Source organism: Caballeronia hypogeia, assembly GCF_001544875.2.
Classification (GTDB): domain Bacteria; phylum Pseudomonadota; class Gammaproteobacteria; order Burkholderiales; family Burkholderiaceae; genus Caballeronia; species Caballeronia hypogeia.
Map to the genome: position 1 here is coordinate 334,916 of NZ_FCOA02000004.1, position 14,723 is coordinate 349,638.

The following is a 14,723-nucleotide window of genomic DNA, read 5'->3' on the forward strand; positions in this document are numbered from 1 at the left end:
GCACGAAAGAAAGTCCGGAGTATACAAGGAGGCAATGGAGCAATGACGGATACGCCCGATATCGATATCGACGAACTGGTCGCCTTGCGGCGAGACATTCACGCGAACCCCGAGATCGCATTCGACGAACATCGCACGAGCGAGCTCGTCGCGGCAAAGCTGCGGGCATGGGACATCGAGACGCATGCCGGCATCGGCGGGACGGGTGTGGTCGGCGTGGTGCATGGGGCGTCGGGCCGCGGCCGCACGATCGCGCTGCGCGCCGACATGGACGCGCTGCCGATGGAGGAAGAAGGCCGTCCGCTGCATCGCTCGCTTCGGCAGGGCGTGTTTCACGGCTGCGGCCACGACGGACATACGGCGATGCTGCTCGGCGTCGCGCGTCACTTCAGCCGCCATCGCGACTTCGCCGGTACGGTCGTGCTGGTGTTCCAGCCGGCCGAGGAAACGGGCGGTGGCGCGAACGCGATGCTCGCCGACGGACTCGAAACCCGCTTCCTCTACGACGAAATCTACGCGTTGCACAACGCGCCGCATTTCGCGCCGGGCACGTTCGGCGTGCTCGACGGCGCGATGCTCGCCTCATGCGATGAAATCGTGATCGGCATCGACGGTGTCGGCGGACATGGTTCGGCGCCCGAGAAAACGAAGGACCCCGTGATGGCGGCCGCGCAACTCATCTGCGCGTTGCAGACGGTCGTGAGCCGTTCGATCGACCCCAGTGCGACGGCGGTCCTTAGCATCGGCAGCGTGCACGCGGGCAGCGCGCCCAACGTGATTCCGTCACATACGGCACTGACGGGCACGCTGCGCGCCTTCGACGAGCGCATCCGCGCGCAGGCCAAAGCGCGCATCAGGACGATCTGCGAGGGCATCGCGACGACCAGCGAATGCGCGATCTCCGTGGCGTTCCGCAACAGCTCGCCGGCGACGATCAACCACCGCGAGCAGGCGCAGGCCGCGGCGCGCGTCGCCGGGAACGTCTTCGGCGCGGAGAACGTATTGCGCGATTTCGCGCCGCTCAACGGCTCCGAAGACTTCTCGGAGTTCCTGTTGCGCCGGCCCGGCGCGTATGCGCTGCTCGGTCAGGGCGGCGTGTATTGCCATCATCCCGAGTTCGATTTCAACGACGACGTGCTGCCGCTCGGCGTGCGCTTCTTCGTGGCGCTCGCGCACGCACGTTGCGCGGCTTAGTTCGACCAAGTCATAAAAGGAGACATTGATGAAGCATTACCGAGTGCGTGCGCTCCACGCGATTGCATTGGCCTTCGCCGTGACCGCGATGAGCAGCGCGTGCAGCGCTGCGACCTTGCGCTTCGGCACCGACCCGAGCTATCCGCCGTACGAGTACAAGCGGCCCGACGGCAGTCTTGCGGGACTCGACATCGAGATCGGCAACGCGATCTGCGCCGCTGCCCAGGTGAAATGCGTCTGGGTGGAAAGCAGCTTCGACGGACTGGTCGCCGGATTGCAGTCGCGCAAGTTCGACGCGATCAACGCATCGATGGCGCCGACCGCCGCGCGCCGCGCCGTGATGGATTTCACGCAGGCCGTCTATCCGGCGGACATTCGTCTCGTCGCGGCGCGCGGCAGCAATCTGCTGCCCGACGCGGCGTCGCTTACGGGCAAGCGTGTCGGCGTGCTGCAGGGCTCGACGCAGGCTGCGTTCGTCAAATCCGCGTGGGCACAGCGCGGCGTGATCCTGCAAGAGTATCCGGACCAGGACAGCATCTATGCCGACCTCGCGAACGGAAGACTCGATGCGACGCTCGTCGTGGGTTCCGCGGCCCGTCTGGGTTTTCTCTCGAAGCCGCAGGGCGCGCGGTTCGATTTCGCGGGTCCGCGCATCGACGATCCGGCGATCCTCGGCGCGAGCAGCGTGATCGGCGTGCGCAAGGGCGACGGCAAGACGCTGCAGGCGCTCGATAACGCGCTCGACCGGCTCAGGAAAGACGGCACGATCGACCGGCTGCAGAAACAGTATCTCGGCGACGGGCAAGCCGCGAAATAGCGCATGAATACCGGAGGCTCGACGCATCGGGCGGCGCGAGCCGGCCGCACTGGCATACGCCCGGTCTGATGGCGGACTACAGCCTGTCGAAGCGCACGCACGTGTACGCGATGGCAAGCCTGCAGAAGGTATCGAGTGCCCACAGCGGAACGGCGCTTGATCTTGCGTATGTGGGTGGCGCCGATGACTCGTCATCGAACGACCGGCAAGCCGTCGCGCGCGTCGACATTCGCCACGAGTTCTGAACGGCGAGGGGCGCAGCCCGTATAAAGGATATCTGCCTATCCACCGGCTCGCTCGCTTCGCCGATCAAACGCATCAGGCAGTCGTCGAGCAAATCAGTATCCGAAGTTCGCTGCGAGCGAGACGGTCACAATCGCGACGCCTGTCAGAATGAGGACCAATGGCATGGCAAAGCGGACCCATTGTCCGTAGCCCACCTTGGCGATTGCAAGAAACGCCAGCGTAAGGCCGGAGGCAGGGTTGATGATTCCCATGATTCCATTCCCCAGGAGGAACGAAAGCACACAGGTCTGCGGGCTCAGGCCGGAGATGTGAGCAATCGGCGCCAGAATCGGCATGCTGATCGCCGCTTTTCCCGAAGTCGATGGCACGAGCAAATCAAGCACGGCTTCGATAGCCATGATGCCCATTGCGACAATGGCCGGAGGCTGACCATTGACCATCGACGAAAGTTTGTCGATGACGGTATCGAGGACCATGCTGCGCTGGAGAATGATTTCGATGGTTGCCGCCAATCCAATCAAAAGCGCGGCCAGCATCATGCCCTTCATTCCTTGCACGAATGCGTCCGCGGCGTCACGTGCACCGAGCCTTCCGACGAGCGCGATCGCGCTCGCCAGGAAGATGTAGAACGCGCTGAGCTCGCCGTTGTGCCATTTGAATTCGGGCGCCGCCCACACGAGGACCACCGTGGCAAGCGCCATCAGCAGAAGGACACCTTTTTGCGAGGCGGTGATTTTCGAATCGGCCGGCAGCGAACGGATTGCCTGATACTTCGTCCGATGCAGGCAGTAAACGAAATAGCCGATGGCCGACAAAATCGCGACCACGAACACGATGAGGCGTACCGCGGCGCCGCTGAACAACGGCACACCCGCAATTCCCTGGGCGACCGGCAACACGATCGGATTGCTCACGGAGGCGACGTAGCCAAGCTTCGCTCCGAATGCAAGCATGGCCAGCGAGAGAATCGGGCTGAGCCTGAGTCGTTCGCCGAGCGCCAGCACCACGGGCAGCAGGACCAGGTACTCGGACATCAGGCCCAGGAAGGTGCTCCCTAGTCCGATGGCGAGGATGAGGATGGGCGCGAGCAGGTACAGGTTTCCCTTCGAGACCGCCACGAGCTTGTTGATTCCGGAATCGAGGGCGCCGGTCCTTTTGAAAACCTCGAACATGCCGCCGACGAACATCACCATGAAGATCAGCGCGGAGGTCTTCGTCAACCCGTCAGGAATGGCTCGAAAGAGCGACACCGCACTGGCCGGGTAAGCCCGGTCGGCCGTGCTGTTGGGCATCGACAGCGCAAACAGATGCGCAGGCGAGTTGCTCTTCTCGATGTGTTGATAGCTTCCCGGCTCGACGAGATGACCGTTGCGTTTGAACTGGCCCGCGTCCAGAAAGTAAGTCAGGGCCATCGCGAACAAAAGAATCCCGAGCATCATCAGAATCGGATGCAGCGAGCGCTTGTGAGCCGGAGTCGGCTCAGCGGAAACGGAAGAGTTATTCATGCTTGCGGACATGTGAGGAATCAGGGATGTCGATGGCCGATGAACTGGGATATCTCTTGGGACGCCAGTCGCATCTGCTCGATGATGTCGGACAAAGTCTCTTCGTCGAATCGTGTGGCGACGATAGACATGCCAAGCGCGGCGAGGGCATGGGTCGCCGAGGCGAGCACCGGGACGGCAATGGCCACGACGCCTGAAGTCGCCTCGCCTCGGCTCAACGAATAGCCCTTTTCGCGGATGTCATCCAGCTCTTGCCGAAGGGCGCTCGCGTCGACGCGCGTCTCCTTCGTGAACGGGCGCATATCGCGCGTGAGGATGTGTTCCCGCTCGTTGTCGTCCGCATAGGCGAGGAGCAACTTGCCGGAGGCGCCCACGTGGATGGGACGCCGATTGCCAATCGTCCCGTGCACGCGAACAACGTGGCTGGACTCGACACGCGCGATGCAGATGCTCTCGTCGCCGTCGCGCACTCGAATCTGGCAGGCCTCGTTGAAGCGCTCCGCCAGTCGCATCAACGGCGCCTGCGCCGCCGTCGCCATGTCGATTTGCCGGCCCGCCGCGATGCCGAGTACGAGTGCCTGCGTTCCGAGCGTATAGATTGCCGGGTCACCCGAGCGCTGAATGAGTCGGTGGGCCGCCAACGTCGTGAGCAGCCGGAACGTGCGCGATGTGTTCAACTCCGCGCGTTCCGCCAGTTCGCTCAACCCCAGTCGGGGATGGTCGGCGACGATGGCAAGCAGCTTGAGGGCGGAATCGACGGAAGCAATGGTGTAGTCGTTCATCGGAAGTCCGCGTCCTTGCTCGTAATCTTTTCGACGAACTGCGCCAGAAAGCGGTCGATGTCCGCCTGTAGCTGCGCGTAGCGAGGGGATTTCTCGCACGACGTCTCGTCCATGTAGATCGCGCGGTTGATTTCGATTTGAATGCTGTGCTGGTTCTTCTCGGGCTGTCCGAAGGTTTTAACCATGTCGCCGCCCTTGTAGGGCGTGTTCACGCGCGCGTCATAGCCGAGCTCGCGGAAGCGCGCCGCAATCCATTCCGTCGCCGCCGGATTGCTGGTTCTGCCGTCACGATCGCTGATGACAAGGTCGGGACGAGCCTTGCCGTTGTCCGTGTTCATGGCGTTGCCCGTGGATTTCATCGAGTGCAGGTCGATATGCCATACATGGCCGAAGCGTTGCACGGCGCTGGCGATTGCCGCGGAGACCGCGCTGCGATACGGCCGGTAGTAGGTATCGAGTCGATGCTCCACCTCACGAATCGTCAGGAGGCGGTCGTACATCGGCACATTCGGCAACGCGAAACGCCGAATCAAACCCTGACCCCGCTTCGCGTAGTCGGACGGGTGCACCGGTCGCGGCCACGGCGCGTCGAGCAGTTCCTGGTCGATGTCGTCTTCCGAACGATTCGCGTCGATGTACGTGCGCGGGAAAAGCGCGCAAACCAGAATCGCGCCGTGCTTCGTCGCGCCCGACCAGAGGTCGTCGAGATAGGCGTCCCACCCGGACCGAATGGCTTCGAGCGGAGCCGACGGGAGAAAGTCCGGCGGCAGCGTGAAGCCGCTATGCGGGGAGTCGAGGACCAAAGGAATCGGGGCGACAGACGGCTCCTGAACGAAGAAGGCGAGATTCTCGTCACTCATGTTTTTTATCCAGTAAAAACGCTTTTCATTTTCTTGCGATGTCGGAACTTTGACGCCAAGTGCACAAGATGGCGATGGGGGAAAACCCTTGGCTCCGAGCCGTAGCGAGGCGTCGCCACGGCTCGGAAACGCTCATCTGTGCGATGACGTTCTCCGTGAAGACGAGGCGGGCGAGTTGACTGCGGACGCGAGCGCGTTGGGCAACGACGCCCGTGTGGTCGCTACGCCGTCCGACAATCTCGACATGGGATGACCCTGAAGAAATCCGGGTCGAAATTCTTGAGAACAGCTTTGAGTTCGTCGCGCCGTCCGACGAGGAAAGAGGGTGTCGAAGCGTGAGAAGCTTCGAAGCGGCGGAGACGGATTTAGGACGCGTCTTTGCGGGGCAGCATGAATCGTTCAAGCAACGCGGCTGTTTCCTTCTCCGCGCTCTCGCGAAGCGGCGTCGGGTATCGAACGACGCGCGCGTGCTTGATGGCCTTTCCAAAACTCGGAGGTGCAGCGCTGGATGCCTCTGTGCCGACGAAGCGCGCCATGATGCCTTCTTCCAGTGAGCTCAGTCGGTCAAGGGCCGCTTTAAGACGAATGCCGAAGCCCACGACGAGGGTGAAGCCCATGAAGATCGCACTCGCCAGGCATGTGAAAGCAACAGAACCCCACTGAGCGGTATCTGTTCCGGCGGTCCAAAGCAGGGCTGAGGCAACGATTCCGATGCCGCAGCCGAAGGCCACGCCTGCCAACGCCACGCCTACGGTGCGAGTTTCACCGAGAAGGGCTTGAACCGTTGCCGTACGGAAATCAATGTTTGAAGATGGCGCAGACACGTCTTTCTGACCTTCCGCTTGAATTCGAGGGTTCTCAAGATGCGCCTTAGGATAGGGACATGACGCGCGTGCCTCCGTCCGTTAGAGAACGTTGCTTGCTTTCGGAGCGCTGGGCCGCAGAAACGCGACAGAGACCGGGCTGGTCATTTCCGCTGATGCCGACACTGCCCGGCGCCGTTGCGCTGGTGGTAACCGGATGGATCTACTGGATGTAGGGTGGTCAAGCGAGGTTGATGGCCACTGCGGTGGCACTGGCTTCCCGGCCGGGTATCGAGAATGATCGACAGTGGGGAGCGGCCGGCCATACGGAAGTTTTTGAATGTAATGTCCGATGAGGTCGGCCGCAAGTCTGCGCGCTTCGGCGCGAATGGCATCAGGCAGCGGCACGCACGCGTTCTCGCTCGCCCAGGCTACGGGCGGGCACTCGCCGGCTTATCGTTCGGCCAGCACCCGATCCGCCCGCAATCCGTCGCGCGAAGCCGATCGGCCATCGGGCAAGGCGAAGCTCGCGAGCAATGCGATACCGCACGCGCCGATCACGAAGTAGGCCGGCGCGGCCAGCGAGCCCGTTTCGCGGATCAGCATCGTCGCGAGCAACGGTGCAAAGCCGCTGAAGACGAGGACCGAAGCGTTATACGAGAGCGCGATGCCGCTGAATCGCACCTGAACCGGGAACTGATCGGCAAGCACCGACGCCCATGTTCCGCTCGCGAGCGAAAAGACCACGCCCGCGAGAATGAACAGGACGACCGGATTCACCGTGTGCCCGACGAGCGCCTGATAGAACGGATAGCTCAACACCACCAGCAAGGCCGCCGACGCGCGCAGAAGATACCGGCGCGGCACCTTGTCTCCCAGCCAGCCCGCCGCGAGCAGGCCGAACGAGCTGACGATCAGATAAGCGTTCTGCGCGACCGCCGCCGTCCGGGGCGCATAGTGAAGCTGCTGCACGAGATAGGCAGGCATGTGTCCGTACAGGATGCCGTTGACACCCGCCATCACCGCGATCGTGAGCGCTGCGGCGGCGACGGATTTGCCGTGATGACGCAGCGTCTCGCGAAACGGTTGCCTGATCACGGCGCCATGCATCTTCCTGAACTCGGGCGACTCGTCGAGGTTGCGTCGCATCCAGTAGGACACGATCCCGCAGAGACCGCCGAACAGGAATGCGACTCGCCAGCCATAAGCGGCCGCATCCGCGCTCGACAGCGCACTCTGAATGACAAGATTGACGATTGTCGCGAGCAACACGCCCACGTTCACCGCGCAGATGATGATGCCCGCAGCCAGCCCCGCCCGTTGCGGCGCGGCCTCGACGGCATACGTGATCGCGCCGGGCATTTCGCCGCCGACACAGAAGCCCTGAAGCATGCGAAGCACGATCAGCGCGATGGAGGCCGTAATGCCCCAGCTCTGAAAGTTCGGCAACAGGCCAAGGCAAATGGTTGCGCTCGTCACGACGACGATGGAGCCGAGGAACACGGGGCGGCGGCCATATCGATCGCCCCAGCTGCTCAGCACGATGCCGCCGAGCGGCCGGATCACATAGCCGATCGCCAGCACGGAAAACGCGGCCAGCATGCTCAGCAACGACGACGCATTCGGAAAGAACTGCGCCGCGATATGGTGAGCAAAGAAGCCGTACACGATGAAGTCGTAGAACTCCAGTGAACCGCCCAGACTCGCGATGAGGATCATCTTCCACTGCGATCGTGTCAGACCGGGGGATTGCGCCAGGCCGAATTCGCCGGCGGGGTTGCGGGTTGTCTCCATGACTTCTCCAGATGGTGTTGGCTTCTTGGTCCAATGATGTGTATGGCGATGGCGTCAGACTCAGGCGCTTTACTCAGGCGCTTTCGGTGCGCTGCTGGGGCAGTGCCTGCTCGATCAGTCGATCCAGCGCATGCACGTCCTGCGCGACGCCGAAGACGTACCGATCGGGCCGCACCAGCACGGCGACCGCACCGATCGACGCGAGCCACTCGCGAATCGACGCATCCTCGCTCGCGATGATCGCGACATCGGCGCGGGCCGCTTCGTCGGCAAGGTTCGGACATGCTTCGAGGATCGCCGGCAGCGCAACCAGCGCGAAGCGATACCCGGCGACGTCGTCGAGCAGGCGCCCGTCGTTCAGACGCGGCTGCGGCGCACTATGCCCCGCCGTGCCCGAGGCGTCGTCCATCCACTCGCCCGGTCCGAGCTTCGGTTGCGGCGTGACGAATTTGCGGATAGCCTCGGCCATCTCGCAGTCGCGCGCGTTCGCGAGTTCGGGGTGCGTCGTCTGGATGACCGCGCCGAGCTGCACAGCCGTTTCGATGAACTCGCGCACGTGCGGCGAGCGTTCCGATTCATAGGTGTCGAGAAGGGCATCGGATGCTTCGCCGCGCAGGATTGCGCCGAGCTTCCATGCAAGATTCGACGCGTCGCGAATACCGGCGGCCATGCCCTGACCCATGAAGGGCGGCGTCTGATGCGCGGCGTCTCCCGCCAGCAACAGGCGCCCACGGCGCCAGCCGTTCGCGACGACCGAATGAAACGTATAGACGGCCGAGCGTTCGAGCCGCGCATCGGCGGGCGAGATCCAGCGAGCGAGCTTGTCCCAGAGCCAGTCCGCCGATGAGAGTTGCGCCGTATCGTCGCCCGGCATCACCATGATTTCCCAGCGCCGGCGGTTGCCCGGACCGCGCGTATAGGTGGTCGGGCGCGCGGGATCGCAATACTGAATCGAAAAATCGCCGAGATCCGGCCGCGGCGCGTTGAGCATCGTGTCGACCACGACCCAGCGCTCATGCGATTTGAGATCGGTCAGCTCGGTTCCCATGAAGCGCCGCGCGATGGAGCGCGCGCCGTCGCATCCGACGACGTATCGCGCGGTGGCGCGCCCGAGCTTGCCGCGGCTCGTGTCCTCGAAGCGCAACCGGACGCCATCGGCGGTCTCTTCGAGCGCGAAGACCTCGTGACGCAGACGCACGTCGACATTCGATTGCCGCGCGAGACGCCCGCGCAACGCGTTCTCCAGATCGGGCTGATGGAATTTATAACTCGCGCACCAGCCGTGAGGTCCGATGCAGGTCGGACGCTGCCAGTCGATCAGCAACTTGCCTTGCGCGTTCACGAACTTCATGCCCGGACCGACGAACAGGTTGGGCAGCAGCGCATCCGCGATGCCGATCGTCTGGAACACGCGCATGCATTCGCCATCGAAGTGCACCGCGCGGGGCAGCGCAAAGATGTCCTTGTCGCGCTCCAGCACCAGCACGCGCAAGCCCTGAATCGCGAGCAGGTTGCCCAATGTGGCGCCGATGGGCCCGAGGCCGATGATCGCGACGTCGTAGTCGCACGTATGCGTTGGGATGATTTGATCTGACATGTTCTTTTCCGCCTGATGAGACGCCGGGCGCGGCGAGTCGCGCCCGGCCGCGACGCTTACGCTTCGTCGGCAATCGGGTTGGACAGCACGCCGATGCGGTCCACTTCCACTTCGACCACGTCGCCCGGCTTCATGAAGAGCGGCGGATTGCGTTTCGCGCCGACGCCGCCCGGCGTGCCGGTCACGATCACGTCGCCGGGGAAAAGCGGCGTGAACGTCGACAGATAAGCAATCTGTTTCGCGATTCCGTGAATGAGCATCTCCGTGGTCGCGCGTTGCACTTCCCGTCCGTTCAGACGGGTGACGAGCGTCATCAGCGCGTTCGGCGCGATCTCGTCGCGCGTGACCATCCACGGCCCGAACGCGCCGGTGCGATAGAAGTTCTTGCCCGGTCCCCATTGCGTCGTGTGACGCTGCCAGTCGCGCACGGAGCCGTCGTTGTAGCAGGCGTAACCAGCGATGTGATGCCACGCATCCGCTTCGGCGATGCGCCGTCCGCCGCGTCCGACGATCACCGCGATCTCGCCCTCGTAGTCGAATTGCAGCGACTCGGGCGGACGCAGCATCGGCTGACGATGACCGACCTGGGACGCGGGCAGCCGCATGAAAATCACGGGCTGCTCGGTCGTTTCGCGATTCGTTTCCCGGACGTGCTCGGCGTAGTTCAGCCCCACGCAGAAGATCTGCTCGGGATTGGGGATGACCGGCAGCAAGGTCACGTCCGAAAGTGTGTAGTCGGCCGCGACGCCTTCGATTGCCTGGGCCGCTTCGCCGAAGGCGTCCGCGGCGATCAGTGCCTTGAGGTCGGCGAAGCGGGCGCCTATGCGCTTGCCCAGATCGAAGACGGCGTTATCGCGAACGATTCCGAACGAGGAACCCTGCGGGGTCGAGAAGCTTACGAGTTTCATTGATGCTCCGTTGATAAAAGCGGTTGACTGGATCGCCGCACCGACTCAAAAAACTAGTGCGTTTATCGTATTTTGAGAATAAACTGGATTTAACGGCGAGCGCAACGCGTTTTTAGTCAGGGTTTATCACTACTTGGAGACGAGCATGGAAGGAATGCAGCAGAAACGGCGGGGTCTTTCGTTGAGCCACATGGGCTTCTACGTGAGCGACATGGAGCAGGTCGAGGACTTTTATTCGCGGGTGCTGGAGTTCACGGTGACGGACCGCGGCAAGTTGCAGACGCCGAATGGCGAAGTGCGGCTGGTGTTCCTGAGCCGCGATCCGGCCGTGCATCATCAGATCGTGCTTGCGAGCGGCCGCCCGTCGCATCTGGCGTTCAATCCGATCAACCAGATCTCGCTGGAGGCGGACAGCCTCGCCACGCTCAGGCAATTTCACCGCAAGTTCGTGGAGGAGGGGCTCGACGAGATTCATCCCGTGACGCACGGAAATGCGGTGTCGATCTACGCGCGCGATCCGGAGGGCAACCGGCTGGAACTGTTCATCGACACGCCGTGGTACGTCGACCAGCCGATGCGCGTGTCTGTCGATTTCGACCTGCCGGACGCCGAGCTGATGACCGATGTCGAGCGCCACGCGCGTACGCTGCCGGGCTTTCGGCCTCGAAGCGTCTGGCAAGCGGAAATGGCCGAACGCATGGGGCTGGTTTGACGTTCCGACCGTGCGGAGGGACCCGATCGAGTGGCTTCTTGCGCTGGCTATAATCCATTCAAATCCATGAGGGCCACTGTCCAGATGTCGAGCATCACCAGACTCTTATCCATCCTCGATCTGTTTTCGGAGACCAGGCCGTTCCTGTCCGCCGAAGACGTCGGCGCGGAACTCGATTGCTCGATTCCGACGGCTTACCGCTACGTCCGGGAACTGGTCGATGCGGGCTTGCTCGTGCGTTTTGCGGGTGGAGATTATGGTTTGGGTCCGCGCATCATCAAGCTCGACTATCACTTGCGTGTGTCCGATCCGCTGCTTGCGGCCGGGCAACCGGTCATGCGCGAGCTGAGCGAGCATTCGGGCTTCGACATCGTGATGTCCCGCTGGTATGGAAACGAACTCGTCGACACGCATCGGGAGACGCACGATACATCGCTCGACCTCCGATACGGCCGGGGGCGTCCGCGCCCCCTGTTTCTCGGCGCCGCGTCGAAGGCGGTCCTGTCCACCTTCCCGAAGGCCAAGCTCGCGGCCCTGTTCGATCAATATCCGGACGACATCGCGCAGAGCGGGCTCGGTGCGACGCTCGAAGACTTCCGCGCGTCGCTGCTCAAGATCCGGCGCGCGGGCTTTTATCTATCGAGAGACGAACTCGAGACCGGAGTGTCCGCGCTAGGGTCGCCGCTGTTTACGGACGACTCGGGCGAAGCGGTCGGCGCGCTCGCGGTGATCGTTCCGACTCAGCGCCTCGAGTTCGCCAATCTCGAACGGCTCGTCGAATCGGTCAAGGAGGCGGCGGCGCGGATATCGCAGCGCACGCGGGCTGTCATCGAGAGCCGTCAGAGCGGCGGCGTCGGTTCGCCGAACAGTGCGTCACGCGCACGGAAATCTGCATAGTCGAGTGTTGAAAAACCACTTGACTCAGGGACTTCGCGGGATTTTCAGGGGGCCTCGCATCGCGAAATCCTGTTGAAAGCTGACGCAGGCACAATTGCCTCCATTCTGAGTCAACTCATCGGTAAAAGGTGCGACGTGAGGCTCGTCTGGTTGCTAGTGGTGCTCGCCGTTGTGTGCGAATTTGCCCTGGGGCAGGTGTTCCTCGAGGCGGTGATGCAGCCGGTCAACTGCGCATCGAGCGATGCAGCGGTATGCCTGGAGTCGCTCTTTTACCTCGAATGAGGCGTGTGGAAGACACCATCGCGCGCGCAAGCGGACCGATTCGCGGCACTGAGCGTCGTGCTCATCCGCGTGCTTCGTGATTCAGACGCCGCAGCACTGAAATACGCCGCTTCCAGCTCGGGCGGCTGCGTGACGCCGCTCTTGCTGATGAGCTCGTACACATAGGTACCGGGTACCGTTTCGGTCCTGGCCAGCGCGCGCGTGACATTGGACAGAATCGATTCGTTTCGCGTGAGCAGGTCGAAGCAGCGCTCGTTCATCTCGATCAACAGCGCGTTGGCCTGTTCGATTGCGTTATCAAGTTGCCGTCCGGCGTTCTCGCGCGGCAGAGCGGCGAGACTGAACAGATTGCCTTCGCCGCCGAAGCCGAGCCGTGACACCATCTCCAGACTGATGCGCGATGCTTCCTGCAAGTCCTGAGCCGCGCCGCTCGATGCCTCGCCGAACACCAGCAACTCCGCATTGCGTCCGCCGAGCAGCACCATCAGTTCCTTTTCCAGCTCGCTGCGGCGATACAGTTGTTTGTCCTGCGGCTTCGTAATGAGCGCCATGCCCAATGCACCGCCGCGCGGGAGCACAGTCAGTTCCTCCAGCACGCCGGCGCCCAGCAGCGCAGCGACGATGCCATGCCCCGCTTCATGTACGGCGACGCGCCGCACTTCGTCCGTATCGAGCGCCTTCTGCGCGCCGCTCACGTCGCCAATGCGCACGACCTTGACCGCCTCGCGCAGATGCTCCGCGCACACCATGCCCGCGCCTTGCTTGCGCGCGATCAACCCGGCCTGATTGACGATCATCGACAGCGATGCGGGCGACAAACCGACTGTCAGTCGCGCCAGTTGTTTGCAGTCGATATCCGTCGAGCACGACGGCAGCTTGCCCAGGTAATACTCGAAAATCTTCACGCGATCGGCTATATCCGGCAGACGTATCGGCACGATGCGATCGAAGCGACCCGGACGGCGGAGTGCTTCGTCGAGATTCTCGGGAAAGTTGGTCGCGGCGACGAGAATCACACCTTCGTTCTTCTCGAACCCGTCCATCTCCGCGAGCAGTTGATTGATGATGCGGTTGCTTTCGGCGTCGGCGGAACCGGCCGCGCCGGTGGTGCGCGCGGCGAGCCCGTCGGCCTCATCGATGAAGATCACGACTGGCCCATGCTTGCGCGCAGTCTTGAACAGATACTTGACCTTCTGAATGCCGACACCGTAATACTTCGCGCTGAAAAAGCTCCCCGTGATGGCGATGAAGTGCGCGCCGCATTCACCTGCAAGCGCCTGCGCAAGCCGCGTTTTGCCGACTCCCGGACTGCCCGTCATGAGCACCCCGCACGGCGGTCGGATGCCCAGCTTCGTGAACGACTGCGGATCGCGCAGATAGGCCTTGATGTCTTCGAGCGCGGCCTTCGCTTCGACCGCGCCGATCACGTCGTCGAAACTCGTGTCGGGTGGCTCGGCGATCAGGGTTGCGTCGCCCTTCATTTCGCGGCGCACGTACCAGACCATCATGGCCAGCATGAGCAGATACACCAGCATGCCAGCCGAATCGCGCAGGAAGACGAGCAACGGGCCGACGCCTGCCTGTGTGCCGATGGACACGTTGGGCAGCCACGCGATCTGATAGTCCGGCGCGTCTGCGCCCTTGATTGCATTGAGCAGCAGCGACTGCGAGAACACCGCGAAGCGATCGCTGACGAAGTACTGCGCGCCGCCTTTTGTCGACACGAGGATGGCGTCGAGCGTCACGCCGATCGCGGCCACGCGCTTCTCGCGGATATCCGCGAGCATGCGTGAGGCGTCGTTCTCGGTGCGTGCCCATGGCGACGGGTCCTGCCGCATCTGATACACGATGCTCGTCGCCTGCAGCGGATCGTGATGCTGGTTCGCCGTGCGGTGGCGCAGCACGCCTGAGCCGACCGCGATCAGTATGGCTACGAACACAGCGACGGAGATGAGCAGTCGCCGTCGGCCCCGCCGCCGAGTCCACACTCCATTCCTTCCCGGTCTCATGGGCCTTCTTCCTCGTTTCGTGTACGTGTGCGTCCCTCTCATGCTCCGGCCCTTGCGCGGTCATATTCGCGCGCGTCGTCCACGCTGCATCGCGGGAGCGCAGCCTACGAATGTTGCATCTGCTGAAATTTCGCGTCCGTGCGCGTGACCGCTTTGGAACCGGTGCGCAAGGATGACTGATTGGCGAGGTGGCGCGCCGGGGCGGCCGGCATAGGTACGGTGCACCGCTGAAGGTGACACCTTCCTTTATCGTGCAAACGTGACCTGGATTAAATTCCGCGACCCGTTCCGATCGTACGATGGGACGCCATTCGAAG

Annotated in this window: 14 protein-coding genes; 6 read left to right on the forward strand and 8 right to left on the reverse strand. The window is 62.9% G+C overall.

Going from position 1 to position 14,723, the window contains the following annotated elements:
- Positions 1–42: 42 nt before the first annotated feature.
- The 3 genes from AWB79_RS10260 to AWB79_RS39420 all read left to right on the forward strand — a co-directional run bounded on the left by AWB79_RS10260 (position 43) and on the right by AWB79_RS39420 (position 2,256).
- Positions 43–1,194 carry an amidohydrolase gene (locus AWB79_RS10260; protein ID WP_061167281.1) on the forward strand — a complete coding sequence of 384 codons (1,152 nt, stop codon included), beginning with the start codon at positions 43–45 and terminating at the stop codon, positions 1,192–1,194.
- A gap of 28 nt (positions 1,195–1,222) precedes the next feature.
- Positions 1,223–2,011 carry a transporter substrate-binding domain-containing protein gene (locus AWB79_RS10265; RefSeq protein WP_061167282.1) on the forward strand — a complete coding sequence of 263 codons (789 nt, stop codon included), beginning with the start codon at positions 1,223–1,225 and terminating at the stop codon, positions 2,009–2,011.
- Positions 2,012–2,079: 68 nt separating this feature from the next.
- Entirely contained in the window at positions 2,080–2,256 is a 177-nt protein-coding gene (locus tag AWB79_RS39420; protein ID WP_157695732.1) for a hypothetical protein, read from the forward strand.
- Positions 2,257–2,349: 93 nt separating this feature from the next.
- Here the strand turns inward: AWB79_RS39420 and AWB79_RS10270 are convergent, their stop codons facing one another.
- From AWB79_RS10270 to AWB79_RS10300, 7 genes are all read right to left on the reverse strand, one after another.
- Positions 2,350–3,774, reverse strand: a complete 1,425-nt coding sequence (locus AWB79_RS10270; RefSeq protein WP_061167283.1) for an SLC13 family permease — start codon at positions 3,772–3,774, stop codon at positions 2,350–2,352.
- 8 nt (positions 3,775–3,782) lie between these two features.
- Positions 3,783–4,544 carry an IclR family transcriptional regulator gene (locus AWB79_RS10275; protein ID WP_061167284.1) on the reverse strand — a complete coding sequence of 254 codons (762 nt, stop codon included), beginning with the start codon at positions 4,542–4,544 and terminating at the stop codon, positions 3,783–3,785.
- Positions 4,541–5,404: an N-formylglutamate amidohydrolase gene (locus AWB79_RS10280; protein ID WP_061167285.1), complete on the reverse strand. Its 864-nt coding sequence runs from the start codon at positions 5,402–5,404 to the stop codon at positions 4,541–4,543. Before AWB79_RS10280 ends, AWB79_RS10275 begins: the two co-directional genes overlap by 4 nt.
- Before the next feature lie 365 nt (positions 5,405–5,769).
- Entirely contained in the window at positions 5,770–6,228 is a 459-nt protein-coding gene (locus AWB79_RS10285; RefSeq protein ID WP_157695733.1) for a hypothetical protein, read from the reverse strand.
- 432 nt (positions 6,229–6,660) lie between these two features.
- Positions 6,661–8,001 (reverse strand): MFS transporter, encoded by a 1,341-nt coding sequence (locus AWB79_RS10290; RefSeq protein WP_061167287.1) that lies wholly within the window; start codon positions 7,999–8,001, stop codon positions 6,661–6,663.
- 73 nt (positions 8,002–8,074) lie between these two features.
- Positions 8,075–9,598: a bifunctional 3-(3-hydroxy-phenyl)propionate/3-hydroxycinnamic acid hydroxylase MhpA gene (gene mhpA / locus AWB79_RS10295; RefSeq protein WP_061167288.1), complete on the reverse strand. Its 1,524-nt coding sequence runs from the start codon at positions 9,596–9,598 to the stop codon at positions 8,075–8,077.
- Positions 9,599–9,654: 56 nt separating this feature from the next.
- A complete protein-coding gene (locus AWB79_RS10300) occupies positions 9,655–10,506 on the reverse strand; it encodes a fumarylacetoacetate hydrolase family protein (RefSeq protein WP_061167289.1) in 852 nt (283 codons plus the stop codon).
- A 145-nt stretch (positions 10,507–10,651) separates the two neighbouring features.
- On the opposite strand from AWB79_RS10300, the gene AWB79_RS10305 reads away from it, so the two are divergent.
- From AWB79_RS10305 to AWB79_RS10315, 3 genes are all read left to right on the forward strand, one after another.
- The gene (locus AWB79_RS10305) at positions 10,652–11,218 is read left to right on the forward strand and encodes a VOC family protein (RefSeq protein WP_061167290.1); all 567 of its coding nucleotides are present in this window, start codon (positions 10,652–10,654) and stop codon (positions 11,216–11,218) included.
- A gap of 84 nt (positions 11,219–11,302) precedes the next feature.
- Positions 11,303–12,115, forward strand: a complete 813-nt coding sequence (locus AWB79_RS10310) for an IclR family transcriptional regulator (RefSeq protein ID WP_061167291.1) — start codon at positions 11,303–11,305, stop codon at positions 12,113–12,115.
- Between the two features lie 72 nt (positions 12,116–12,187).
- Positions 12,188–12,397, forward strand: coding sequence for a hypothetical protein (locus AWB79_RS10315; protein ID WP_061167292.1), 210 nt, complete (start codon positions 12,188–12,190; stop codon positions 12,395–12,397).
- Here the strand turns inward: AWB79_RS10315 and AWB79_RS10320 are convergent.
- Complete coding sequence (locus AWB79_RS10320; RefSeq protein ID WP_082862315.1) at positions 12,385–14,406, reverse strand: AAA family ATPase; 2,022 nt, start codon at positions 14,404–14,406, stop codon at positions 12,385–12,387. The two genes, AWB79_RS10315 and AWB79_RS10320, sit on opposite strands and share 13 nt — an antisense overlap.
- Positions 14,407–14,723 lie beyond the last annotated feature (317 nt).

Coding starts and splice junctions, on each gene's coding strand:
- AWB79_RS10300 (WP_061167289.1), bottom strand. CDS start 10,506: ATGAAACTCGTAAGCTTCTCGACCCCGCAGGGTTCCTCGTTCGGAATC.
- AWB79_RS10305 (WP_061167290.1), top strand. CDS start 10,652: ATGGAAGGAATGCAGCAGAAACGGCGGGGTCTTTCGTTGAGCCACATG.
- mhpA (WP_061167288.1), bottom strand. CDS start 9,598: ATGTCAGATCAAATCATCCCAACGCATACGTGCGACTACGACGTCGCG.
- AWB79_RS10265 (WP_061167282.1), top strand. CDS start 1,223: ATGAAGCATTACCGAGTGCGTGCGCTCCACGCGATTGCATTGGCCTTC.
- AWB79_RS10270 (WP_061167283.1), bottom strand. CDS start 3,774: ATGTCCGCAAGCATGAATAACTCTTCCGTTTCCGCTGAGCCGACTCCG.
- AWB79_RS10275 (WP_061167284.1), bottom strand. CDS start 4,544: ATGAACGACTACACCATTGCTTCCGTCGATTCCGCCCTCAAGCTGCTT.
- AWB79_RS39420 (WP_157695732.1), top strand. CDS start 2,080: ATGGCGGACTACAGCCTGTCGAAGCGCACGCACGTGTACGCGATGGCA.
- AWB79_RS10310 (WP_061167291.1), top strand. CDS start 11,303: ATGTCGAGCATCACCAGACTCTTATCCATCCTCGATCTGTTTTCGGAG.
- AWB79_RS10290 (WP_061167287.1), bottom strand. CDS start 8,001: ATGGAGACAACCCGCAACCCCGCCGGCGAATTCGGCCTGGCGCAATCC.
- AWB79_RS10320 (WP_082862315.1), bottom strand. CDS start 14,406: ATGAGACCGGGAAGGAATGGAGTGTGGACTCGGCGGCGGGGCCGACGG.
- AWB79_RS10260 (WP_061167281.1), top strand. CDS start 43: ATGACGGATACGCCCGATATCGATATCGACGAACTGGTCGCCTTGCGG.
- AWB79_RS10280 (WP_061167285.1), bottom strand. CDS start 5,404: ATGAGTGACGAGAATCTCGCCTTCTTCGTTCAGGAGCCGTCTGTCGCC.